We start from the raw sequence: 23,636 nt of genomic DNA, 5'->3' as shown, positions 1-23,636 counted from the left end.
TATCTATCCCACCACGATCCTCCAGCCTGCCGGGACCATGATGACGACCGAGCCATTCCAGGCCCCGCCCCCGACCGCGGAGGCACCGACGCCGACGCCCACCGGCGACGACCGGCCGCGCCGCTACGCCGATTTCGGCACGCTGGGCGAGGCGCTGGACTATGCCGCCGGCGGCGTCCGCGGCCTCAACTTTCACGACGCGCGTGGCACGCTGGTTCAGCCCTATCCCTTCGCCACGCTGCGCGACGACGCGCTACTCGCCGCGCGCCGGCTCCTCGCGATGGGCGTGGCGCCGCAGGACCGGATCGCGCTGGTCGCCGAGACCTCGGCCGAGTTCGCCGCCCTGTTCTTCGGCGTGGTCTACGCCGGTGCCTGGCCCGTGCCGCTGCCACTGCCGACCTCGTTCGGCGGGCGCGATTCGTACATCGACCAGCTCAAGGTGCAGCTCGGCAGCTGCGACCCGCGCCTGCTGATCTACCCGCCCGAACTCGCCTCGCTCGCCGGGCAGGCCGCGACCGACGCGGGCGTGGAGGGGATCGACTGGGCGACGCTCGCCACCCATGCCGCCGGCGACGCCCCCCTGCCCGCCGCCGCGCCCGGCGACATCGCCTATCTGCAATATTCCAGCGGCTCGACGCGCTTCCCGCACGGCGTCGCGATCACCCACGCGCAGTTGCTCAACAACCTCGCCGCGCACAGCCACGGCATGGCGATCGGCCCGACAGACCGGTGCGTCTCCTGGCTGCCCTGGTATCACGACATGGGGCTGGTCGGCTGTTTCCTGTCGCCGGTCGCCAATCAGGTCTCGACCGATTACCTGAAGACCGAGGATTTCGCGCGCCGCCCGCTCGCCTGGCTCGACCTCATCAGCCGCAACGAGGGGACGACCCTCTCCTACTCGCCCACTTTCGGCTACGACATCTGCGCGCGTCGCATATCGTCGCAGACCAAGGCGTCCGATCGCTTCGACCTCTCGCGCTGGCGCGTCGCAGGCAACGGCGCCGACATGATCCGCCCCGACGTGATGCAGGGTTTCGTCGACGCCTTCGCCGACGCCGGCTTCCAGGCCTCCGCCTTTCTCCCCTCCTACGGCCTGGCCGAGGCGACGCTGGCGGTCACGCTGATGCCGCCGGGCGAGGGCATTCGGGTGGAACTGGTCGAGGAGACGGAGCTGTCCGGCGGCGACACCGGCGGCGACCGCCCGCGCCGCTTCCGCGCCATCGTCAACTGCGGCAAGCCGGTGCGCGACATGGCGGTCGAGGTGCGCGAGGAGGACGGCACGCCCCTGCCCGAGCGCGCGATCGGCAAGGTGTGGTGCAGCGGCCCGTCGGTGATGGTCGGCTATTTCCGCGACGACGCGGCGACCGCGGCGTGCATGGCGCCCGATGCTCACGGCACCGCCTGGCTCGACACCGGCGACATGGGCTATCTCAGCGACGGCTATCTCTACATCGTCGGCCGCGCCAAGGACATGATTATCGTCAACGGCCGCAACCACTGGCCGCAGGACATCGAGTGGGCGGTGGAGCAGCTGCCCGGCTTCAAGGCGGGCGACATCGCCGCCTTCGCGATCACCACGCCCGGCGGCGAGGAGACGCCGGCGGTGCTGGTCCAGTGCCGCAGTTCCGACGATGCCGAGCGCAGCCGCCTGCGTGAGGCGATCCGCGAGCGCGTCCGCTCCGTCACCGGCATGAACTGCGTGGTGGAACTGATCCCGCCGCGCACCCTGCCGCGCACCTCCTCGGGCAAGCTGAGCCGGGCCAAGGCGCGCAACCTCTACCTCGCCGGCGAGATCAAGCCCTACGACATCGCGGCGTAGGACCGGACCCGTCGTCTCCACCCGATCCTCCCCGTGAATGGGGAGGATCGGCCGATTACCACGCCCCGATATTTTTGCGGGCGGGACGTGATGCTCAACCATCCGTCAACTTGCTCTCGATTAACGTCGCGGGGTGAGCACGCAGCCATCCCCTTCCCGCGTCGCCGTCGACCTGGGCCCGCTCCTCGCCCTGCGCGAGGGAACCGATCCTGCCGAGTGGAGCCGCATCCGCGCCACCCAGCTCGCCGCCGGCCGACAGGCGGCGCCGTTGCTGTTCGCGGCCAATCTGGCCGGGGGCGTGGCGATGCTGCTGCTGACGCTCGGCATCGTGCCGGTGTGGCAGATCGCCGGCTGGCTCGCGATCCTGGCCGCGGTCGCCGCCACCGTCGCGGTGCGCCGGCTGCGCACGCATCACCGCAGCGACGGCTATGCCGAGATCGAGGCGGTGCGCCGCACGGCCTGGGAGGGCGCCGCGCTGGGCGCCGCCTGGGCGATCGTGCCGCTGTTCTTCTGCCCGCACCTGCCCGCCGGCATCGACGCCGGGGCGGGCATGGTGTTGGCGGTGCTGACGGTCGCCGCCGCGTTCAGCCTGGCGCCGCTGGTGCTGGCGACGATCGGCTTTCTGGCGGTACTCGGCCTCGCCGCGGCGGGACAGCAGGTGCTGGACGGGCACGGCGCGGCGGCGGCGGGCGTGGCGCTGTTCACGCTCGGCCAGGCGGCGATCTGCGTGACCCGCGCGCGCGGCCTGGTGGTGCTGCGCGCCGCGGAGATCGCGCTGGAGGAACGCGACGAGACGGTCAGCCTGCTGCTGCGCGAGTTCGAGGATCACACCGCCGACTGGTTGTGGGAGACCGATGCCGCGCGTCGCGTTGTCAAGGCGTCGCCCCGCTTCGCGGTCGCCTGCGGCCTCGACCCCGTCGGGATCAACGGCATGTCGCTGCTCCAGATACTCGCCGGCCCGTCCTGGGACAGCGGCCGCTTCGCACCCGGCCTGCGCGCGCTGGCCGAGAAGCTGAAGGCGCGCGAGAGCTTTCGCGACCTGCGCCTCCCCGTCATCATCGACGGGCAGGAGCGCTGGTGGGAACTCGCCGCCTCGCCCCGCTACGGCGAGGGCGGCCAGTTCGCCGGGTTCCGCGGCGTCGGCTCCGACGTGACCGAGCAGCGGGCCTCGTCCGACAAGATCGCGCGCCTCGCCCGGTACGACACGCTGACCGAACTGCCCAACCGCCTGCTCATCAACGAATCGCTCGCCCGCGCGATGGCGGACGCGGAGAGATGGGGCAGCCGCTCCGCCTTCATGCTGATCGATCTCGATCGGTTCAAGGCAGTCAACGACACGCTCGGCCACCTGGTCGGCGACCGGCTGCTGGTCCGCGTTGCCGAGCGGCTGGCCCAGCTGATGGGCGAGGGTAGCATGTGCGGGCGGCTGGGCGGCGACGAGTTCGCCGTGGTGGTCAGCGACGCCTCCGACCCCAATCTCGTCGAACGGCAGGCGCACCGCATCATCGAGACGCTGTCGCGCCCCTACGAGGTGGACGGCAACACGCTGCACATCGGCGCCTCGGTCGGTCTGGCGATCGGGCCGCGCGACGGCCGCACCGCGGAGATGCTGATCCGCTCCGCCGACCTCGCGCTCTATCGATCCAAGGACGCGGGCGGCGGCGTGTTCCACGCCTACGAGCCCAAGCTGCACGCCGAGGCGGAAGAGCGGCGGCTGCTGGAGATGGCGCTGCGCACCGCGCTGGAACGCGGCGAGCTCCACCTCGCCTACCAGCCGGTGGTCGATGCCGGCACCGGCCAGCTGACCGGGTTCGAGGCGCTGCTGCGCTGGCACAGCGCGGAGTTCGGCAACGTCTCGCCCGCCAAGTTCATCCCCCTGGCCGAGGAGGCACGCCTGATCGCGCCGATCGGCGCCTGGGTGGTGCGCACCGCCTGCGCGGAGGCGGCGCGCTGGCCCGGTCACGTCCGCGTCGCCGTCAACGTCTCGCCCGACCAGCTGCAGGACGCAGGGTTCGTCACCACCGTCACCCAGGCGCTCGCCACCACCGGCCTGCCGGCCGAGCGGCTGGAGCTGGAGGTGACGGAGAGCGTGTTCATGCACGAGGGCACCGGCGCGGTGCGCGTGCTGGAACGGCTGCTGGACCTGGGCGTGCGGCTCAGCCTGGACGATTTCGGCACCGGCTATTCCTCGCTCGGCTACCTGTCGCGGACGCGCTTCTCGTCGATCAAGATCGACCGCAGCTTCGTGCAGGCCGCCGCCAAGGGAGAGCGCGAGGCGCTGGCCATCATCCGCGCCGTGGTCGCGCTCGCGCGCAGCCTGGGCATGGCGACCACCGCCGAGGGGGTCGAGACGCAGGCCGAGCATCGCATGGTGGAGGAACTCGGCTGCACCAAGGTCCAGGGCTATTTCTTCGGCCGGCCGCTCCCCGTGGAAGAGGCACGCGCGCTCGCCAATCGGCGGATCGCCCACGCGGCCTAGGGCGGATCGACATTCAACGCTGCGCCTCATCATCCACCCCGGCGAAGGCCGGGGTCCAGCCGGGAGACGCGAACGGTCGGCCGTCGCACCTCTTCCACGACCTTCCCGATTGGAGCCCGGCCTTCGGGGTAGAAAATGCCGAATGTCGATCCGTCCTAGCGTTCCGACCGGGTCAGCCGTGCAGCGCGATCCCCAGCGCGCGCTGATAGGTCGCGGCGGCGCGGACGAAATCGACGAAGAAGCCGATCCACATCGCCGCCAGCACGACGTTGGACAGCAGGAACGCGCGAAAGCGCCGCCGCACGTCGTTGCCGCCGAGATGGATCCAGCTATGGGCCGCGCGGCAGATCACGTAGAACCAGGCGAGCACCACCTGCGCGATCCCCGCCTGCTGCGTGCCCATCAGCAGCGGCACGAGCGCGAAGAACAGCACCGGCATCTCGAACAGGTTGGACAGGTTGCGGTCGGCGTTCTCGACCGGCTGGAAATAGCGCTGCGACGCGGCGACCGAGGCAAAATCGTCGCGCCTCGGCGGCGTGGCCTTGACCAGCCGTAGTCGCCGGCTCGCCACCGTCAGCATCACGGCAAAGGTGAGCAGCACCATCGCGAAGGTCGGCCAGAGGATGTGCAGCAGGATCATGGAACGCCCCCTTGTTGTCCGCGCGATCATGGCGGATCGCGCGCAAGCGGGCTAGCCGCCACGGGCGTCGCGCATTCACCGCAGGATCGCCGCCACCTCCGCCAGTCCTTCTGCGATCCGCGCGCCGATCCCGGGGCTCGTGCAGACGATGGTGGGGCTCGGATGCGGCACGGGAATCACGGGCAATCCCGGCCGTGCCGCCTCGATCACCGCCGCCGCGCCGCGCGCGACCCGGCCGGAGAGCACCGCCACCGCGAGCCGCGGCAGCAGGTCCAGGAAACCGGGCAGCATCGCCAGCCCGTCGCGCACCTCGCCTGCCCGCACCGCGCGGTTGCGCGCGCCGGGCGCGTGGATCACCCAGGGCACCGCGTTCCAGATCAGCATCTCCTCGCGCGCGATCCCCGCTTCGCCCAGGAAGCGCCTGAGATTGCGGCCCGTCCCGGTCGGGTTGTCGCGCGACACGAAGCGCAGCCGCGCCGCGCCCGGCCCCGGCGTTTCGAGCAGCAGCAGCAGCCGCGCCGCCGTGCCGCCGTCGAGCGGATCGGCATGCGGCAGCGGCCGCGCCTCGCTCGTCGCGCGGGCCCGCCATGCCTCGATCGCGCGCATCCGCGGCTCGGCGAGCAGCGCCGCGCGCGCGTCGAGCGCGTCGGGGGACGAGAGCAGCACGCCCCTGCAACGCCCAGGCGCCCGTTCCCGCCGCAACCAATTCTTGAACGGCGTCAAGCCGATGCGGCATGGAGCCGCCACGCCGCGCGTGCCAGTGCGGCGATCTTCTCCGCTCCAGACCTCGCCCAGGATTTCCGCCGCCGATGACCGATCTCGCCATCCTCTACGAGCATCCCGAGTGGTTCCGCCCGCTCTTCGCCGCGCTCGACGCGCGCGGCGTCGACTACCGGGCGTTCGGGCCGGAGGGTGCCTGGAACCCCGCCGATCCGACCCTGCCCGCCCCCGTGGTCCTCAACCGCATCGCCATGTCGAGCTTCCTGCGGTCCGGCGAGCACCCGATCTTCCACTCGGTGGCGCTGCTCGATCATTGGCGCCGCGGCGGCGCACGCGTGGTCAACGACGCCGCGGTGCTCGCGATCGACTCGTCCAAGGCGCGCCAGCTGTCGCTGATCGCCTCGCTCGGCCTCGCCATCCCGGCGACGCGCGTCGTCCACCGCGCCGCCGACGTGCCCATGGCGGCGGAGGCGATCGGCTTCCCGCTCGTCGTCAAGGCGAACATCGGCGGATCGGGCGCGGGGATCAGCCGCTTCGACAATGCGGCCGAGCTGCGATACGCGGTCGAGGCCGGCGAGCTGCCGGTGAGCGTCGACGGCGTGCTGCTCGTGCAGGACTATGTGCCCGTGCGCGACGGCACGATCACCCGGATCGAGACGCTCGACCGGCGCTTCCTCTACGCCATCGACGTGGCGGGCGGCGGCGCGTTCGACCTGTGCCCGGCCGATGCCTGCGTCGCCGGCTCCCCCATCACCATGACCGCGGTCCAGCCCGCCCCCGCCCTGGTCGAGGGCGCCGAGGCGATCGCGCGCGCCGTCGGGCTGGACGTCGGCGGGGTCGAGGTGATGGTCGACGACCGCGACGGCGTCGCCCGCTTCTACGACGTCAACGCGCTCTCCAACTTCGTCGCGCGCCCGCTCGACATCCTCGGCTGGGACCCGCACGACCGCCTCGTCGATTACCTGGTCCGACTGATCGAGGAACACCGCTGATGCGCTACGGCTACTGGACCCCCGTCTTCGGCGGCTGGCTGCGCAACGTTCCCGACGAGGGCATGGAGGCGAGCTGGGCGTACACCCGGAAGCTGACGCAGGACGCGGAAGCTTGGGGCTACGACCTGACCCTCATCGCCGAACTCAACCTCAACGACATAAAGGGCATCGAGAAACCCGCGCTCGACGCCTGGTCGACCGCCGCCGCGCTCGCCGCGGTGACCGACCGGATCGAGCTGATGGTCGCCGTCCGCCCTAATTTCCACCAGCCCGCGCTGTTCGCCAAGGCGGCGGCCAATATCGACAACATCTCGAACGGTCGCCTCGCGCTCAACGTCGTCTCGTCCTGGTGGGCGGACGAGGCGACGCAGTACGGGCTCCAGTTCGACCAGCACGACGATCGCTACGCGCGCACCTCCGAGTGGCTCAAGGTGGTCGAGGGCCTGTGGAGCGAGGAGCGGTTCAGCTTCCAGGGCGATTTCTACCGCACCGAGAACGCGATCTGCGCGCCCAAGCCGGCGCACCACCCGGTGATCTACGCCGGCGGCGAGAGCGACAAGGCCAAGACCATGATCGCCGCGCAGTGCGACGCCTATGTCATGCACGGCGACCCGGCCGCCGCGATCGCCCCCAAGATCGCCGACATGGCCGCCCGCCGCGACGCCGCCGGCCGCCCGCCGATGCAGTACGGCATGGCCGCCTACGCCATCGTCCGCGATTCGGAGGCCGAGGCCCGTCGCGAGCTGGAGCGGATCACCACCGTCACCGACCTGCCCGCCGGCTACGCCAATTTCGACCAGTGGCTGTCGGGCACCCAGCTGGAGCGCGAGCTCAAGATCCAGGAATATTCGGTGTCCAACCGCGGCCTGCGCCCCAACCTCGTCGGCACACCCGAGCAGCTCGCCGAGCGGATCGAGGAATATGAGGCCGCGGGCCTCGACCTCCTGCTGTTGCAGATGAGCCCGCAGGCCGAGGAGATGGAGCGTTTCTCCGCCCAGGTGATGCGGCGGGGCTGATTTCCCATCGGCGGCTCGGCTCCGTGTCGGCATGACGAAAGGAGGCGTTTGTGGCTCTGTTTCGCGACGGACCTGCCTCTTCCTTCTCCGTCACCCCGGACTTGATCCGGGGTCCATGGTTCCGCGAACGTGCGGGCGGCGGCTCACGCGGTGAGATGGACCCCGGATCAAGTCCGGGGTGACGGCGGAAAGATGGCATTCCGTAATTTGGACGTAAGCGGACAAGATGCGGCACCGTCCGCATACGGCATGTGGCGCAGCTCGTGTCCTCCGCTCTCGTCACCCCGGCCTCGCGCCGGGGTCCAGGGCCAAGCAGCGAGTCGTTCGTGGCCGTGGAGCCGGTACAGGGCGGGCATGACGGATGGCTTGCCGCCGCCCAAGCAAAGCTCTCTGGCCCCTTCCTCGCGCGCTACGCATTACACCGCGATGACCTCCACGCGCCTCCGCCTGCCCTCCTTCACCGTGCAGGTCTTCCTCGGCATGGCCGCAGGCCTGCTGCTCGGCTTCTGGGCGCGCGCGCTCGGCGAGGCGTCGGCGCCGGCCGAGGGATTGCGGATCGTCGGCGAGACGTTCGTGCAGCTGCTCCGCGCGCTGGTGGTGCCGCTGGTCTTCACCGCCATCGTCGCCTCGATCGCGGCGCTGCGCGATCTCGGCAACGCGGCGCGGCTGGTGGCGAGCACGCTGCTGTGGTTCGCCGTCACCGCGCTGATCGCCGTCGCGATCGGCCTGACGCTCGGCACGCTGATGCAGCCGGGCGCGCGCGCCGCGGTCGACGCCGCCGCCGCGATACGCCCCGCGACCACGGGGTCGTGGCTCGATTTCCTGCGCGGACTGGTGCCGTCCAACATGCTCGGCCTCGCCGCCTCGACCAAGCTGGAAGGCGGTGTCGCCACCACCAGCCTGTCGTTCAACGTCCTCCAGATCATCGTCGTCGCCATCGCGCTCGGCATCGCCGCGGTCCGCGTCGGCGCCGCGGGGGAGCCGTTCCTCGCCTTCAACGCCGCCGCGCTCGCCATCTTCCGCCGGGTGCTGCGCTGGGTGGTGCGACTGACGCCGATCGGCACCGCCGGGCTGCTCGGCCACGCGGTGGTGCAATATGGCTGGCAGTCGCTGTCCGCGCTGGGTGCGTTCGCGGGGGCGGTGTATCTCGGCCTCGGCCTGGTCCTGTTCGTCGTCTACCCGGTGCTGCTGCGCGTCAACGGCCTGTCGGTGTCAGGCTTCTTCGCCGCCGCCTGGCCCGCGATCCAGCTCGGCTTCGTCTCGCGCTCGTCGATCGCGACGCTGCCCGTCACCGAGGCCGCGGCCGAGCGGATCGGCGTGCCGCGGGAGTTCGCCGCCTTCGCCGTGCCCTTCGCCGCCACGACCAAGATGGACGGGTGCGCGGCGATCTACCCCGCCGTCGCCGCGCTGTTCGTGGCGCAATATTACGGCCTGCCGCTGCACGCCTCCGACTATCTCCTGGTGATGCTGGTCTCGGTCGTCGGCTCGGCCGCCACCGCCGGGCTGACCGGCGCGCTGGTCATGCTGACGCTCACGCTGTCGACGCTCGGCCTGCCGCTCGAGGGGGCGGGGCTGCTGCTCGCGATCGACCCGATCATCGACATGGGCCGCACCGCGGTCAACGTCGCGGGGCAGGTGCTGGTGCCGACCATCGTCGCCAAGCGCCAGCGGCTGATCGCCGGCATTGCCGCGGCCGACCCGGATGCCGTACCCGCCGCGGCATGACCGTGCCCGCTTTCGCCATCTCCCGACTACGCAGCCACACCGCCCCCGCCCACGACGCGGTCGACGCCGCCTTCGGCGCGCACGACCTGTCCGCGCCCGACAGCTACCGCGCCTTTCTGCTGGCGCACGCGCTGGCGCTGCCGGCGGCGGAGGCGGTGTTCGCCGCACACGCCGACCTGCCGCCCTGGCGCGAGCGGACGACGCTGCTCGCCGCCGACCTCGCCGATCTGGGCCGGGCGATGCCGGCCCCCCTCGCCTTCGACCTGCCGGCGCTGCCCGGCGCTGCCTGGGGGGCGCTCTACGTCACGGAAGGGTCGCGGCTCGGCGGCATCATGCTCGCCCGCGGCGTGCCGGCGACGCTGCCCTCGCGCTATCTCGGTGCCCGTCACCGGAGCGGCGAGTGGCGCACCCTGCTCGCCGCGATCGACACTGCGGGGGAGAGCGGCGGCGACGCCTGGGTCGCCGGCGCGATCGCGGGCGCCGATGCCTGTTTCGCGCTCTACGGTCGCGCGGCGTAAGGGGCTTCAGCCCTCCTCGATCGGCGCGGTCAGGATCGCGCGCAGGCCCGGACGGTTGTCGGCATGCTCGATCTCGCCATTCAGCTTGGCGACCATCGCGCCCATCATCCGGCTGCCGAAGCCGGTGTTCGTCCCCGACTTGCCATGCCCCGAATCGGCGACGATCAGCCGCAGCCGGTTGCGATACTGTTCCAGGCCGATCGCGATCGGCCCCGGCTCGCCGCCATAGGCGTATTTGGTCGCGTTGATGACCAGCTCGGTCATCACCAGGCCGACGTTCACCGCCCGGTCGCTGGGGATCAGCACCGGCGCCAGATCCAGCGTCATGGCCGATGCCCATGCCTCGCCCAGCGACAGCTTCATATCGCCCGCCAGTTCCTCCAGGTAACGGGCCAGGTCGATCGTCTCGACGCGGTCGTCGCGGTAGAGCCGGCGGTGCACCTGCGCCACCGCGGACAGCCGCGCCTGCGCCTCGCGCAGCGCGTCCGCCACCTCCGCACCGGCACTGCGCGCCTGCATCGCCAGGAACGCGGAGACGAGCTGGAGCGAGTTCTGGATGCGGTGGTCGACCTCCTTCATCAGCAGGTCTTTCTGCTCCAGCAGCGCGTCCTTGTCGGTCAGCGCGCGCGTCAGCTTGGCGTTGAGCTCGCGCACCGTGCGCGCCTGATAAGCGTCGTGGAACGCGCGGCGCAGGCGGTGCGCCGCCTCCATCTCCTCCAGCGTCCAGCGGCGCGAGCAGCCGCGCACCGCCTCCGTCCACGTCTCGAACGAGGCACGCGGGCTCAGCGTCTCGCCAGGCGCGAGCGCCACCGACTTGTGCGGGTTGCCCGCCCACTCGACTTCCTCGACCTGCTCGGCGCGGAACCAGAGCAGCAGCCCGCCCTCCTCGATCAGCGGCACGGCGAGCAGCCCGCTCGCCCAGGGCGTGAACTCGGCGAAGGCGGGCACCGCCGCGCCCAGCTCGCGCGTCGCGAACGGCTCGGTCCCGCGCGCCTTGGCCCACTCGGCGATCTCGGTCAGCGCGTCGCGCGGCGGGCAACGGCCCTCGCACACCAGCGTGCGGCCGTGGACCAGCGCGAAGCCGTCGCCGCCCAGCATCTCGCGCAGCTCCGCCTTCACCCGCTCCGCCGATTGCGGCAGGCCGACCGCGCCCGCCAGCTTGGGCACCACCACGTCCTCTGCCGCGCGCAGGCGCAGCCGCTCGCGATAGGTTTCCGCCTCCTCCTTGGCGCGGATCTGCCGGGCGAGCCCCGCCGCCAGCGTCGCCGCGGCGGCGCGCACGTCCGCCGTCATCGTCCGCGGCCCGTGATGATGGCAGGCGATCAGCCCCCAGAGCAGCCCGTCCTTGACGATCGAGATTGACGCGGACGCCTCCACGCCCATGTTGCGCAGATATTGCAGGTGGATCGGCGACACGCTGCGCACCGCCACGTCGCTCAGGTCGGTGCCCGCATAGGCGGCCGGGCGGATCGGCTGCGGCACGTAATCCACCGTCGGGATCGTCCGCGTCCGGTTGCGGACGTAGAGCGCGCGCGCCTGTCTGGGGATGTCGGAGGCGGGGAAATGGTGGTGGAGGAAGGTGCCGAGCTGCGGCGCCCGGTCCTCCGCCACGACGCGCCCGGCATCGTCGTCGAGGAAGCGGTAGACCATGACCCGGTCGAACCCGGTCAGTTCGCGGAACGCCACCGCCGCGCGGCCGCACAGCGCCTGCAGGTCACCCGCCCGCTCGAATCCGGCCGCGTAGCCGCCGAGCAGCGCCAGCATCTCCGCCACCGCCATCGGCCGCTCCGCCGCCGGCTCCAGCTCGGCGACGATCAGCTCGCCCGCGCGGTGCAGCGCGACGTCCAGCCGCCGTCCGCCGCGCTCCACCGGCCGCGCCGCGCCGCTGGCCGGCAGCACGTCGACCGGCTGGTCGATCAGGTCGGCGAGCGGCATGCCCAGCCAGTCGCGTGCCAGCCGGCCCTCGATATCGCCGGCGCCCGCCACCACCGTGCCCAACGCGTCGGCGATCAGCAGCAGGCCGTGCGGCTGGATCGATCCGGAGACGTGAATCGGCTCGCGGTCGCACGCGGTGATGTCGAGCGACGGATCCGTCGTGATGCTCTGCGAGGCCATTCAGATCCCGTGATGACGCGGTGGTGGCACGCGACATGGACGGATCGTTCCGTCAATGCAAATCGCACCCGTCCCACGCTGATCTGGATCAATCCCTCTGGCAGGCGACGATCGCCGCGATCACCGACAGCGTCTCCTGCGGATCGCGGACGCGCACGGTATCCAGGCCCATCTCCTTGGCCGGATAGTCGTTGCCGCCGGGGAAGATCGCGTCGCCGATGAACATCATCGCCCCCTCCGCGATGCCGCTCTCCTTGGAGAGACGCCTGAGGCCGTACGCCTTGTCGACGCCCTTCTGCGTGATGTCGATCGAGGTCGCACCGCCCATGTTGATCGACAGGTCGGGCAGCCGCTTCTTCAGGTCGGCTTGGATCACCTTGCGCTTGGCGAAGTCGGGGTCCCAATGTTCCTTGGCGTCGATCGGCGCCTGCTGGCCGAGCGCGGAGAAGGTGATCTGCGACCCGCGATCCTCGATTCGCTCGCCCCAGACCTGCTCCGGCACGAAGCCGGTCGCCTCCAGCGAGGCATTGAACGCGTCGATGATCTCGCGCTTCTGCTCGTCGCTGAACAGCTCGGCATAGACCGCCTTCCACTCGCCGGACTGGTGCGTGTAGAGCTTGGTCCCCGTGGTCGGCATCAGCCACAGCTTCGACCGGTCGGCGCGTTCCGGCAGGCGGCTGGCGACCTGCTTGTCGAACTGCGGCCAGTCTCCGCCGGAGATCACCGCGACGTGCGCGACGTCCAGCAGGTCGGCCAGCGCCTCCCCCATATCGTCCTTCAGCGGCTGCTTGCTCTCCGCCAGCGTGCCGTCCAGGTCGAACGCGACCAGCTGCTTCATGATGTCCCCTTCAGAATGATGTTGTCGATTGCCCAGGCGACGCCGTCCTCGTCGTTCGCTCGGCTGACGTGCTGCGCCTTCGCCTTCACCGCGTCGGGCGCGTTGCCCATCGCGATCGACAGGCCCGCCTTCTCCAGCATCGCCAGGTCGTTGGCCTGGTCGCCGATCGCCGCCGTGTCGGCCAGCGACACGTCGAACGCCGACGCCAGTTCGGTGATGCCCACGCCCTTGTTCGCCTGGAGCGCGGTGACGTCCAGGTAATAGGACTGGCTCTGCACCACCGTCACCCGGTCGCCGAAGCGCGGTTGCACCCGGTCGTGCAGCGCGCGCAGCAGCGGCTCGTCGTCGCTGACGAAGGTGATCTTGTCGGCGCGGTCCAGCAGGTCGCCGAAATCCTCGATCACCACCGGCTCCTGGTCCGACGCGATCCGCTCGTGCGCGACATGGACGCCCCCGTCGGTGGAGGCGTACCAGCGATCGTCGGCGAACACCCATCGGTCCACCTTCGCGTCGCCGATCGCCGTCCAGATGCCCTTCGCCACGTCCGCGTCGATGCGATGACGCTCGATCACCTCGCCCGATCGCCGGAACACGATGCCGCCGTTGAACGCGCCGACCGGCTCGTCGAGTTCGAGCGCGTCGAGCAGCGGCATCAACCCCGATCGCGGCCGCGCGGAGATGATCGTGAAGCCCACCCCCGCCTCGCGCAGCCGCCCGACCGCGGCGACGGTGCCGTCGGTCAGCTTCTTGTTCTTGTCGACCAGCGTCCCGTCCACGTCGGAGACGACGAGGCGGACCGTCATATAGCCCCTCCGTCATGCCGGGCTTGACCCGGCATCCATGGTGCCGCGAGAGTATCGGCCTGTTGTGTACGCGGAACCATGGACCCCGGGTCAAGCCCGGGGTGACGCTGGCTGGCAAGGCTCACTGAGGGATCTCGACATGCCCGCCGAAGCCGAAGCGCATCGCCGACAGCACCTTGTCACCGAACGTATGCTCCACCCGGCTGCGATAGCGCGCGAACAGCGACGCGGTCAGCACGTTGGCGGGCACCTTCTCCTCCATCGCCGCGTCGATCGTCCACTGCCCCTCGCCCGAATCGGCGACGTGGCCGCTGAAATGATCCAGGTGCTCGTCCTTCGCCAGCGCCGCCGCGGTCAGGTCGAGCAGCCAGGACGAGATCACCGACCCGCGCCGCCACACCTCGGCGATGTCGGTCAGGTTCAGGTCGAACCGCTCTTCCTCGGGCAGCTTGTCGCTCGCCTTGCCCTTCAGGATGTCGAACCCCTCGGCATAGGCCTGCATCAGCCCGTACTCGATGCCGTTATGGACCATCTTGACGAAATGGCCCGATCCCGGCGGCCCGGCATGGATGAACCCCTTCTCGGCGCGCCAGTCGTCACCCTCCGGCCGGTCGTACGGCGTGCGCGGAATATCGCCCCTGCCTGGCGCCAGCGTCTCGAAGATCGGGTCGAGATAGGTCAGCGTCTCCTCGCGCCCGCCGATCATCATGCAGTATCCGCGCTCGCGACCCCACACCCCGCCCGAGGTGCCGACGTCGACGTAATCGATGCCCTTCTCGGCCAGCGCCTTGGCGCGGCGGACGTCGTCCTTGTAGAAACTGTTGCCGCCGTCGATCACCACGTCGCCCGCCTTGGCATCGCGCGCGATGGTCTCGACGGTGGTCTCGGTGATCTCGCCCGCGGGCAGCATCACCCACCAGATCGAGCGCCCGTCGCCGCCCGCCACCAGCTTGCCGCGCATGTCGTCCAGCGAGGAGGCCGCGACCGCGCCCTCGGCGGCGAGCTTCTTCACCGCTTCCTCGTCGCGGTCATAGGCGACCACCTCGTGCCCACCGGCCATCAGCCGCCGCGCCATGTTGCCGCCCATCCGGCCCAGGCCGATCATTCCCAGCTTCATATGCAATTCCCGTGAGAGAAGGTCAGGCCGCCGGCTGCTTCTTTGCGATCGCGTCCATCAGGTCGTCGAACGCCTTGGCGAACGACGCCACGCCCTCCAGCACCAGCGTGTCGGTGACGCCCGGCAGGTCGAGCCCGAGCCGGTCGACCTCCGCCATCACCGCCCGCGCCTGATCCACGTCCTGCGTCAGCGTCTCCGCCACCGTGCCGCGCTCGCGGAACGCGTCCATCGTCTTGGGCGGCATGGTGTTGACCGTGTCAGGGCCGATCAGCGTGTCGACGTAGAGCGTGTCCGGATAGGCCGGGTCCTTGACCCCGGTCGACGCCCACAACAATCGCTGCGGCCGCGCGCCCTTGGCGGCGAGCGCCTGCCAGCGCTCCGACGCGACGAACTCCTGATACCAGGCATAGGCCAGCTTGGCATTGGCGATCGCCACCTTGCCGCGCAATGCCTTCAGCGCGTCCGCCTCCGCGTCGCCCTTCTCCACGCGCTCGTCGATCTGCTTGTCGATCGTGGTGTCGATCCGGCTGACGAAGAAGCTCGCGACCGATGCCATCCGGTCGATCGGCTGGCCCTGGCGGACCCGCTCCTCCAGCCCCATCGCGTACGCCTCGGCGACCCTCTGGTACGCCTCCAGCGAGAAGAGCAGCGTGACGTTAACGTTGATGCCCGCCGCGATCGTCGCCGCGATGGCGGGCGCCCCGGCCGCGCTGCCGGGGATCTTGATCATCACGTTCTCGCGGTCGACCGCGTCCCACAGCTTCTTCGCCTCGGCGATCGTCGCGTCGGTGTCGTCGGCGATGTAGGGCGAGACCTCCAGGCTGACGTAACCGTCGGCCGCGTCCAGCCGGTCGTACACCGGCTTCAGCGTCTCGGCCGCCGCCTTGATGTCCTGGATCGCCAGATGCTCGTACCGGTCGATCGTCGCCGCGTCCGGATGTTCCTTGTCGAACGACGCCAGCGTCTCGTCATACGCCTCGCCGTGGCCCATCGCCTTCTCGAAGATCGACGGGTTGGAGGTGACGCCGGTCAGCCCGTCCTCGGCGACCAGCTTCTTCAGCCCGCCTTCTTCCAGGAACTTGCGGTCGACGAAGTCGAGCCACACCGCGGTGCCCGCGGCGGATAGATCGTTGAGCTTACCCATCTGGCCTAATCCTCAATCTCAGCATTTCCACATTCGTCATGCCGGGCTTGTCCCGGCATCCAGGGTCGTTAACGCAACGCTGCTTGACCCTGGACGCCGGGACAAGCCCGGCGTGACGGCTTTACGACGCAGCTTCCATCGCCTCGCGCGCGACCTTCGCCACATTATCCGACGTGAACCCGTATTTGTCCTGCAGCTTCGCGAGCGGCGCCGACGCGCCGAAGGTCGACATGGTGATCGTCCGCCCGCCGGTGCTCGCGCGCCCGACGTAACGGTCCCAACCCATCGACCCGGCCATCTCCACCGCGACGCGCGCGTGCACGCCCGGCGGCAGCACCGCGTCCTGATATTCCTGGTCCTGCAATTCGAAGCGGAACCAGCTCGGCATCGACACCACGCGGCTGCGCACGCCCTGGCCCTTCAGCGTCTCGTGCGCGGCGGCGACCAGCGCCAGCTCGCTGCCCGTCGCCATCAGGATCACCTCCGGCTCGCCGTCGCAGTCGGCCAGCACGTAACCGCCCTTCATCACGCCTTCCGCGCTCGCGTATTTGCTCCGGTCGAGCGTCGGCAGCGCCTGGCGCGACAGCACCAGCGCGGTCGGCCGGTCGGCCTTCTCCAGCGCCGCGCGCCATGCCCAGGCCACCTCGTTGGCGTCGCCCGGCCGGATCGTGTCGAGGCCGGGGATCGCGCGCATCGTCGCCAGATGCTCGATCGGCTGATGCGTCGGCCCGTCCTCGCCGACGCCGATCGAATCGTGCGTGAACACCCACACCGCGCCCAGTTCCATGATCGCCGACAGGCGCACCGGCGCCCGCATGTAATCGAGAAAGACGAGAAAGGTGGAGCCGTAGGACCGCAGGTGCGACAGCGCCATGCCGTTCACCACCGCCCCCATGCCGTGCTCACGCACGCCGAAGTGGAAGTTGCGGCCCGCGTAATTGCTCGCCTCGAACGAATCGGCGCCCTTGATGTCCGTCTTGGTCGACGGCGCCAGGTCGGCCGAGCCGCCGACCACCCAGGGCACGCGCTTGACCAGCGCGTTGAGCACCTTGCCCGACGAATCGCGGCTGGCCAGCCCCTTCTCGTCGGCCGGAAACTCGGGAATGTCGGCGTCCCAGTCCGCCGGCAGCTCGTCCTTGAGCAGCAGGTCCAGCTCGGCGGCGAGCTCGGGATGCTCGGCGCGATACCGGTCCATCATCGCGACCCACTCGTCGCGCAACGGCCGTCCACGCTCGACGATCGACGCCTTGAACGCCTCCGCCACCCCGTCCGGCACGTAGAACGACTTGTCCTCCGGCCAGCCATACGCCTTCTTGGTCGCGCGGACATTGTCCTCGCCCAGCGGCTCGCCGTGCGCCTTCTCGCTGCCCGCCTTGGGGCTGCCCCAGCCGATCACCGAGTGGACGACGATAAAGGTCGGCTTGTCGTTCGTCTCGCGGAACGTCCGCAACGCCGCCGCGATCGCGCCCGTGTCGTTGGCGTCGTCGATGTGCAGGACGTTCCAGCCATAGGCCTTGAAGCGCAGGCCGACGTCCTCGTCGAACGCCAGGTCGGTGCCGCCCTCGATCGAGATGTGGTTGCTGTCGTAGATCCAGCACAGGTTCGACAGCTTCAAATGCCCGGCCAGGCTCGCCGCCTCGGCGGAGACGCCTTCCATCATGTCGCCGTCGCCGCACAGGACGTACACGTCATGGTCGTACACCGGGAAACCGGGCTTGTTGTACCGCGCCGCCAGCCAGCGCTCGGCGATCGCCATGCCGACCGAATTGCCGCAACCCGCGCCCAGCGGCCCCGTCGTCGTCTCGACGCCGGTGGTGTGGCGGTACTCCGGATGCCCCGGCGTCTTCGACGACAGCTGCCGGAACTGCTCTATATCGGCGAGGCTGACCGCCTCCTTGCCCGATTTCTCGCCGTCCGCGCCGATCTCCTCGATCCCCGCCAGGTGGATCAGGCTGTACAGCAGCATGGACGCGTGACCGACCGACAGCACGAACCGGTCGCGATTGGGCCAGTCGGCATGCGCGGGATCGTAGCGGAGGAACTGCGACCAGATTGTCCAGCCAACCGGCGCCAGCGCCATCGGCGTGCCGGGATGGCCGCTGTTCGCCTTCTGCACCGCGTCCATCGACAGGGTGCGGATCGTGTCGATCGCCAGCCGCTCGGGCGACCCGTCCTCGTGCAGGCCGGGCACGGGCTTGACGGCCGCGGGGGCCTCGGAACTGGACATGGGAAATCCTCAGCTTGGAACTCGGGTTCGAAGGCGCAACGCATCGCCGCCGCGCCGGTTGCGCCCCTAACCCGCCCTGCGCTCTCGTTCCAGTCGCGTAACGGTGCCGTGATCGGCGATATAGGCGGCGTCGACCTCCAACAGGAACAGCCCGTGCCCGATCACGCCGGGCACCGCGTCCAGCCGGCGGGCGAGGTCGCGCCAGTTGTCCACCCGCGCGCCCCGGCAGTCGAGCACCGGATTGCCGTTGTCGGTCAGGTATCCGGCCCGCGCCTCCACGACCCCGAACATCGCGGCCAGCGCATCGGCGACGTAGCACAGCGCGAACGGCAGCACCTCCACCGGCAGCTTCGCCGCGCCGATCGTCGCCACCCGCTTGGACGCGTCGGCGATCACCACCATCCGGTCGCTCGCCGCGGCCACCACCTTCTCGCGCAGCATCGCCCCGCCCGCGCCCTTGATCGCGCGGAACCGGTCGTCGATCTCGTCGGCACCGTCGATCGTCAGGTCGACGCGCGCGACGCCGGCGAAGTCGCGCACCCTGATCCCCACCGACCGGGCCAGCGCCGCGCTCGCCTCCGACGTCGCCACCGCCTCGATGGCCAGGCCCGCGGCCCCGATCGCCCGGATCGCGTGCGCCGCGGTGGAGCCGGTGCCGAGCCCCACCAGCATCCCCGCCCGCACCTCGCGCGCGGCCGCCTCGGCGGCGAGGCGTTTGTCGGCGTCGGTACAATCTGCGACAACATCCATGGGCTTTTCAACTCATCGGCGCTTGATCCGTGCCGCCCGCCCGCGCACAATATGGCAGCCTCGGCAACCAATCGGCGCGCGCCGCGGCGTGTCCGCCCAGAAAACGGAACGGCCTATCTTGCGACTCCATCACGTGCGGCCCGCCGCCGCGTGTCTCGCCCTCGTCCTGGCGCTCGCCGCGTGCGGCGGCAAGGACGAGGCCGCGCAGAAGGGACAGGGCAAGGCCGGTCAACCCGGTCAGGGCACGCCGCAGGTCGGCTTCGTCGTCGTCCAGCCGACCTCCGCCGCGCTGGTCACCGAGCTCGCCGGTCGCACCACCGCGTTCGAGCGGTCGGACGTGCGCCCGCAGGTCACCGGCCTGATCCGCCGCCGCTTCTTCACGGAGGGCGCGCTGGTCCGCCGCGGCCAGCCCTTGTACGAGATCGACCCCCGCCTCTACCGCGCCGCCGCCAACGAGGCGCAGGCGAACCTGGCCAGCGCGCGCGCCAATCAGGAGGCGACGCGCATCCTGGCCGATCGCTACCGCCCGCTCGCCGAGATCGAGGCGATCTCCAAGCAGGATTACACCAACGCCGTCGCCCAGGCGCGCCAGGCGACCGCCTCGGTGGGGCAGACGCGCGCCGCGCTGGAGACGGCGCGGATCAACCTGAAATTCACCACCGTGCCCGCGCCCATCACCGGGCGTATCGGCCGCTCGCTGTTCACCGTCGGCGCGCTGGTTTCCGCGACGCAGGCCGATCCGCTGGCGCAGATCCAGCGGCTCGATCCGATGTTCGTCGACATCCAGCAGTCGGCCGACGCGCTGCTCTCGCTGCGCCGCTCGCTCCAGCAACAGGGCGTGTCGGCGACCACCGCGCAGGTCCGCCTGAAACTGCCCGACGGCAGCGACTATGGCCAGACCGGCACGCTGGAATTCTCGGAAGCGCTGGTCGATCCGACCACCGGCACCACCACCTTGCGCGCCCGCTTCCCCAATCCGCAGGGCCTGCTACTGCCCGGCATGTTCGTGCGGGCGAGCTTCGCCCAGGCGATCAACGACAATGCGTTCCTGGTGCCGCAACAGGGCGTCAGCCGCGATCCGCAGGGCAACGCCACCGTGATCCTGGTCGGCCCCGGCAACAAGGCGGTGCAGAGGAAAGTCACCGCCGATCGCACGCAAGGGCAATATTGGGTGGTGACGCAAGGGCTGAAAAAAGGCGACCGCGTGATCGTCCAGGGCCTGAGCAAGCTCCGGCCCGGCCAGGGCATCAAGCCCGTTCCCGCCGGCACGCCGCAGCGCGTCCAGGCACCGCCAGAGGGCCAGGGCGGCGACGCCCAGTCCAAGCAGAAGGGCGGCTGAGCCCTCCATGATCTCCCGCATCTTCATCGATCGCCCGATCTTCGCCTGGGTGATCGCGATCCTCATCATGCTGGGCGGCATCGGCGCGATCCTCGCCCTGCCGATCGCGCAATATCCGGACGTGGCTCCCCCGCAGGTCACGATCCGCGCCACCTATCCGGGCGCCAATGCGCAGACGCTCCAGAACGCCGTCACCCAAGTGGTCGAACAGACGCTGACCGGCATCGACGGCCTGCTCTATTTCCAGTCCACCTCGTCCAGCCGCGGCCAGGTGACGATCACCTGCACCTTCGACAAGGGGATCGATCCCGACATCGCCCAGGTCCAGGTCCAGAACCAGGTCCAGCAGGCGCTCGCCCGCCTGCCGCAGCAGGTGCAGCAGCAGGGGCTGATCGTCCGCAAGTCTAACCCCGACTTCCTGCTGATCGCCGCCGTCTACGACACCACCGACCGGTCCACCAACCGCGACGTCTCCGATTACCTGACCTCGACGCTCCAGGACCCGCTCGGCCGCACCGCCGGCGTCGGCGACACCAACGTGTTCGGCTCGCAATACGCGATGCGGATCTGGCTCGACCCGAACAAGCTCAACGCCGTGCAGCTGATGCCGTCCGACGTCATCACCGCCGTCCAGAACCAGAACACCGAGGTCGCCGCCGGCGAGATCGGCGGCCAGCCGTCGCCCGACACCCAGTATCTCAACGCCGTCGTCACCGCCCAGTCGCGCCTCCAGACGCCCGAGCAGTTCCGCAACATCGTCCTCAAGACCACCACCGACGGCGCCACCGTGCGCGTGTCGGACGTCGGCTGGGTCGAGCTGGGCGCCGAGAACTACGCCGCGCGCAGCCGCATCAACCAGCATCCCGGCGCCGGCATCGCCGTCCTGCTCGCCCCCGGCGCCGACGCGCTGGAGACCGCCGAGCTGGTCAAGGCGCAGGTCGCCGAGGCGGCCAAGAACTTCCCCCCCGGCTACGAATACAGCTTCGTCAACGACTCGACCGAGTTCATCAAGCTGTCGATCGAGGAGGTGGTCCACACCCTGGTCGAGGCGATGATCCTCGTCGTCCTCGTCATGTTCGTCTTCCTGCAGAGCTGGCGCGCGACGCTGATCCCGACGATCGCGGTGCCGGTGGTGCTGCTCGGCACGTTCGGCGTGCTCTACCTCGCCGGCTTCTCGATCAACACGCTGACGCTGTTCGGCCTCGTCCTCGCCATCGGCCTGCTCGTCGACGACGCCATCGTCGTGGTCGAGAATGTCGAGCGCCTGATGGAGGAGGACCCCGACCTCACCCCGCGCGAGGCGACGATCCGGTCGATGGACGAGATCACCGTGGCGCTGATCGCCATCGCGCTCGTCCTGTCGGCGGTGTTCCTGCCGATGGCGTTCTTCGGCGGATCGACGGGCGTCATCTACCGCCAGTTCTCGCTCACCATCGTCTCGGCGATGGTGCTGTCGGTCGTGGTCGCCCTCGTCCTCTCCCCCGCGCTCACCGCCACGCTCCTGAAACAGAAGAAGAAGGACGAGAACGGCGACGAGATCGAGGATGGCTGGCTCGGCCGCAAATTCCCCAGGGTGGCGCATTTCTTCGCCCGCGTCCGCGACGGCTTCAACAACTGGTTCGACCGCACCAGCGACCGCTACGTCGGCGCGGTAAAGAAGATCGTCGCCGCCAAATGGCTGTGGCTCGGCATCTATGTCGGCGCCATCGTGTTGCTCGCCTTCCTGTTCCTGCGCCTGCCCACCGGCTTCCTGCCGACCGAGGACCAGGGCATCGCCATTGTCCAGTTCCAGCTGCCCCCCGGCTCCACCCAGAACCGCACCTTCGAGGTCCAGAAGGAGGTGGAGAAATATTTCGTCGGCAACGAGAAGAGCAACGTCGCAACGATGTTCACCGTCAGCGGGGTCGGCGGCGGCGGCTCGCCGGGCGGGCAGAACACCGGCATCGGCTTCGCCGCGCTGAAGGACTGGTCCCTGCGCGAGGGCAAGGAGAACAGTGCCGAGGCGATCACCGGCCGCGCCTCCGCCGCCTTCTCCAACCTCCGCGACGCGCAGGTCTACGCGCTGGTGCCGCCCGCCGTCCGCGGCCTCGGCCAGTCGAACGGCTTCACGATCGAACTCCAGAACACCAGCGGCATGAGCCAGCAGCAATTCGCCGCCGCGCGCGACAAGCTGCTCGCCGCCGCCGCTGCCGAGCCCGGCCTCGTCGGCGTCCGCCTGACCGAACTGCCCGACGTGCCGACGCTGAAGGTCGATACCGACGCGCAGAAGCTGGCGACGCTCGGCCTCAACCAGGCGACGGTCAACTCGACGCTGTCGGTCGCCTGGGGCGGCCAGTACGTCAACGACTTCCTCGACCGCGGTCGCGTCAAGCGCGTCTTCGTCCAGGGCGACGCGCCCTACCGGTCGAAGCCGGACGACATCAACCAGTGGTTCGTGCGCGGATCGACCGGGCAGATGGCGCCCTTCTCCTCCTTCGCGCGGACCAGCTGGCAGCAGGCGCCGGTGTCGCTGTCGCGCTTCAACGGCATCCCGTCCTTCGAATTCCAGGGCCAGGCCGCCCCCGGCCAGAGCTCGGGTCAGGCGCTGGAGACGATGCGGCGGCTGGCGGGCCAGATCCCCGGCACCTCCGTCGCGCTCGCCGGTCTGTCCTTCCAGGAGGACGTGTCCTCGGGCCAGGCGCCGATCCTCTACGGCCTGTCGATTCTGGTCGTGTTCCTGTGCCTGGCCGCCTTGTACGAGAGCTGGTCGATCCCGTTCGCCGTGCTCCTCATCATCCCCCTGGGGCTGATCGGCGCCATCGCCTTCGTCACGCTGCGCGGCCTGACCAACGACGTCTATCTCCAGATCGGCCTGCTGACGACGATGGGCCTGGCGGCGAAGAACGCGATCCTGATGATCGAGTTCGCCGAACAGGCCGAACGTGGCGGCAAGCGCGTGCTCGACGCCGCGCTGGAGGCCGCCAAGATCCGTCTCCGCCCGATCCTGATGACGTCGTTCGCCTTCATCTTCGGCGTGCTCCCCCTCGCCATCTCGACGGGCGCGGGCGCCAACAGCCGCATCGCCATCGGCACCGCGGTGATCGGCGGCATGTTGTCGGCGACCTTCCTGGCGATCTTCTACATCCCGCTCTTCTTCGTCCTCGTCCGCCGCGGCGTCCGCGACGGCATGGCGAAGCTTCGCGGCCGCCCGACCGGCTTCCAGGGCAAGGACGGCGACAAGCGTGACGGCGACGGGGGCGACGACCACGACGAGCCCTACGGCCCACCCCAGATGCAAGGCCCTCACCGGCCGGAGCCGGCATGATGATCGATACCCCATCCTCCCGTCATGCCGGGCTAGTCCCGGCATCCAGGGCCACGAACGCCGACGCCCCTGACTCCGGATGCCGGCACC

The 23,636-nt window shown here is 70.1% G+C and carries 17 protein-coding genes; 8 read left to right on the top strand and 9 right to left on the bottom strand.

The genetic code is table 11. From position 1 onward, the window contains the following. Positions 1-40: 40 nt before the first annotated feature. The gene (locus tag BM145_RS08750) at positions 41-1,819 is read left to right on the top strand and encodes a fatty acyl-AMP ligase (protein WP_093333411.1); all 1,779 of its coding nucleotides are present in this window, start codon (positions 41-43) and stop codon (positions 1,817-1,819) included. A 133-nt stretch (positions 1,820-1,952) separates the two neighbouring features. Further along, positions 1,953-4,298, top strand: coding sequence for a putative bifunctional diguanylate cyclase/phosphodiesterase (locus tag BM145_RS08745; RefSeq protein WP_245739205.1), 2,346 nt, complete (start codon positions 1,953-1,955; stop codon positions 4,296-4,298). Positions 4,299-4,470: 172 nt separating this feature from the next. On the opposite strand, the gene BM145_RS08740 is transcribed toward BM145_RS08745, so the two are convergent. Together BM145_RS08740 and BM145_RS08735 are read right to left on the bottom strand one after the other, a co-directional pair. Beyond that, positions 4,471-4,938 (bottom strand): MAPEG family protein, encoded by a 468-nt coding sequence (locus BM145_RS08740; RefSeq protein ID WP_177200134.1) that lies wholly within the window; start codon positions 4,936-4,938, stop codon positions 4,471-4,473. Positions 4,939-5,013: 75 nt separating this feature from the next. Further along, the gene (locus BM145_RS08735) at positions 5,014-5,604 is read right to left on the bottom strand and encodes a uracil-DNA glycosylase (RefSeq protein WP_245739203.1); all 591 of its coding nucleotides are present in this window, start codon (positions 5,602-5,604) and stop codon (positions 5,014-5,016) included. A gap of 143 nt (positions 5,605-5,747) precedes the next feature. Here BM145_RS08735 and BM145_RS08730 point away from each other — a divergent pair, with 143 nt between their 5' ends. The 4 genes from BM145_RS08730 to BM145_RS08715 all read left to right on the top strand — a co-directional run bounded on the left by BM145_RS08730 (position 5,748) and on the right by BM145_RS08715 (position 9,909). Continuing rightward, the gene (locus BM145_RS08730) at positions 5,748-6,650 is read left to right on the top strand and encodes an ATP-grasp domain-containing protein (RefSeq protein WP_093333280.1); all 903 of its coding nucleotides are present in this window, start codon (positions 5,748-5,750) and stop codon (positions 6,648-6,650) included. Continuing rightward, positions 6,650-7,666 (top strand): LLM class flavin-dependent oxidoreductase, encoded by a 1,017-nt coding sequence (locus tag BM145_RS08725; RefSeq protein ID WP_093333279.1) that lies wholly within the window; start codon positions 6,650-6,652, stop codon positions 7,664-7,666. The genes BM145_RS08730 and BM145_RS08725 overlap by 1 nt, the downstream gene beginning before the upstream one ends. A 426-nt stretch (positions 7,667-8,092) precedes the next feature. Further along, positions 8,093-9,391 (top strand): dicarboxylate/amino acid:cation symporter, encoded by a 1,299-nt coding sequence (locus BM145_RS08720; RefSeq protein WP_093333278.1) that lies wholly within the window; start codon positions 8,093-8,095, stop codon positions 9,389-9,391. Continuing rightward, entirely contained in the window at positions 9,388-9,909 is a 522-nt protein-coding gene (locus tag BM145_RS08715; protein ID WP_245739201.1) for a biliverdin-producing heme oxygenase, read from the top strand. The genes BM145_RS08720 and BM145_RS08715 overlap by 4 nt, the downstream gene beginning before the upstream one ends. Before the next feature lie 6 nt (positions 9,910-9,915). Here the strand turns inward: BM145_RS08715 and BM145_RS08710 are convergent, their stop codons facing one another. From BM145_RS08710 to rpiA, 7 genes are all read right to left on the bottom strand, one after another. Continuing rightward, complete coding sequence (locus BM145_RS08710; RefSeq protein WP_093333277.1) at positions 9,916-12,024, bottom strand: histidine kinase dimerization/phosphoacceptor domain -containing protein; 2,109 nt, start codon at positions 12,022-12,024, stop codon at positions 9,916-9,918. Between the two features lie 88 nt (positions 12,025-12,112). Beyond that, positions 12,113-12,862 carry an HAD-IIB family hydrolase gene (locus tag BM145_RS08705; protein ID WP_093333276.1) on the bottom strand — a complete coding sequence of 250 codons (750 nt, stop codon included), beginning with the start codon at positions 12,860-12,862 and terminating at the stop codon, positions 12,113-12,115. After that, positions 12,859-13,665 carry a Cof-type HAD-IIB family hydrolase gene (locus tag BM145_RS08700; protein WP_093333275.1) on the bottom strand — a complete coding sequence of 269 codons (807 nt, stop codon included), beginning with the start codon at positions 13,663-13,665 and terminating at the stop codon, positions 12,859-12,861. The genes BM145_RS08705 and BM145_RS08700 overlap by 4 nt, the downstream gene beginning before the upstream one ends. 121 nt (positions 13,666-13,786) lie before the next feature. Then, a complete protein-coding gene (gene gnd, locus BM145_RS08695) occupies positions 13,787-14,782 on the bottom strand; it encodes a phosphogluconate dehydrogenase (NAD(+)-dependent, decarboxylating) (RefSeq protein ID WP_093333274.1) in 996 nt (331 codons plus the stop codon). A gap of 22 nt (positions 14,783-14,804) precedes the next feature. Next, on the bottom strand, positions 14,805-15,926 hold the full coding sequence (gene tal, locus BM145_RS08690) for a transaldolase (RefSeq protein WP_093333273.1): 1,122 nt from the start codon (positions 15,924-15,926) through the stop codon (positions 14,805-14,807). Positions 15,927-16,047: 121 nt separating this feature from the next. Beyond that, entirely contained in the window at positions 16,048-18,153 is a 2,106-nt protein-coding gene (tkt, locus tag BM145_RS08685) for a transketolase (RefSeq protein ID WP_093333272.1), read from the bottom strand. A gap of 66 nt (positions 18,154-18,219) precedes the next feature. Beyond that, on the bottom strand, positions 18,220-18,903 hold the full coding sequence (gene rpiA / locus BM145_RS08680; protein ID WP_093333271.1) for a ribose-5-phosphate isomerase RpiA: 684 nt from the start codon (positions 18,901-18,903) through the stop codon (positions 18,220-18,222). 118 nt (positions 18,904-19,021) lie between these two features. Here rpiA and BM145_RS08675 point away from each other — a divergent pair, with 118 nt between their 5' ends. Beyond that, positions 19,022-20,242, top strand: coding sequence for an efflux RND transporter periplasmic adaptor subunit (locus BM145_RS08675; RefSeq protein ID WP_245739200.1), 1,221 nt, complete (start codon positions 19,022-19,024; stop codon positions 20,240-20,242). A 7-nt stretch (positions 20,243-20,249) separates the two neighbouring features. Next, a complete protein-coding gene (locus BM145_RS08670; RefSeq protein WP_093333269.1) occupies positions 20,250-23,546 on the top strand; it encodes a multidrug efflux RND transporter permease subunit in 3,297 nt (1,098 codons plus the stop codon). The last annotated feature ends 90 nt before the right edge of the window (positions 23,547-23,636 follow it).

Origin of the sequence: Sphingomonas rubra, from assembly GCF_900115745.1 — a bacterium.
GTDB classification, from domain to species: domain Bacteria; phylum Pseudomonadota; class Alphaproteobacteria; order Sphingomonadales; family Sphingomonadaceae; genus Sphingomonas; species Sphingomonas rubra.
This window is presented reverse-complemented; position numbering and strand designations above follow the sequence as displayed.

What these genes read in the sequence shown, in the direction of transcription:
- tal (WP_093333273.1), bottom strand. Translation starts at nt 15,926, where the DNA reads ATGGGTAAGCTCAACGATCTATCCGCCGCGGGCACCGCGGTGTGGCTC.
- BM145_RS08725 (WP_093333279.1), top strand. Translation starts at nt 6,650, where the DNA reads ATGCGCTACGGCTACTGGACCCCCGTCTTCGGCGGCTGGCTGCGCAAC.
- gnd (WP_093333274.1), bottom strand. Translation starts at nt 14,782, where the DNA reads ATGAAGCTGGGAATGATCGGCCTGGGCCGGATGGGCGGCAACATGGCG.
- rpiA (WP_093333271.1), bottom strand. Translation starts at nt 18,903, where the DNA reads ATGGATGTTGTCGCAGATTGTACCGACGCCGACAAACGCCTCGCCGCC.
- BM145_RS08710 (WP_093333277.1), bottom strand. Translation starts at nt 12,024, where the DNA reads ATGGCCTCGCAGAGCATCACGACGGATCCGTCGCTCGACATCACCGCG.
- BM145_RS08720 (WP_093333278.1), top strand. Translation starts at nt 8,093, where the DNA reads ATGACCTCCACGCGCCTCCGCCTGCCCTCCTTCACCGTGCAGGTCTTC.
- BM145_RS08700 (WP_093333275.1), bottom strand. Translation starts at nt 13,665, where the DNA reads ATGACGGTCCGCCTCGTCGTCTCCGACGTGGACGGGACGCTGGTCGAC.
- BM145_RS08730 (WP_093333280.1), top strand. Translation starts at nt 5,748, where the DNA reads ATGACCGATCTCGCCATCCTCTACGAGCATCCCGAGTGGTTCCGCCCG.
- BM145_RS08740 (WP_177200134.1), bottom strand. Translation starts at nt 4,938, where the DNA reads ATGATCCTGCTGCACATCCTCTGGCCGACCTTCGCGATGGTGCTGCTC.
- tkt (WP_093333272.1), bottom strand. Translation starts at nt 18,153, where the DNA reads ATGTCCAGTTCCGAGGCCCCCGCGGCCGTCAAGCCCGTGCCCGGCCTG.
- BM145_RS08705 (WP_093333276.1), bottom strand. Translation starts at nt 12,862, where the DNA reads ATGAAGCAGCTGGTCGCGTTCGACCTGGACGGCACGCTGGCGGAGAGC.
- BM145_RS08670 (WP_093333269.1), top strand. Translation starts at nt 20,250, where the DNA reads ATGATCTCCCGCATCTTCATCGATCGCCCGATCTTCGCCTGGGTGATC.
- BM145_RS08750 (WP_093333411.1), top strand. Translation starts at nt 41, where the DNA reads ATGACGACCGAGCCATTCCAGGCCCCGCCCCCGACCGCGGAGGCACCG.
- BM145_RS08715 (WP_245739201.1), top strand. Translation starts at nt 9,388, where the DNA reads ATGACCGTGCCCGCTTTCGCCATCTCCCGACTACGCAGCCACACCGCC.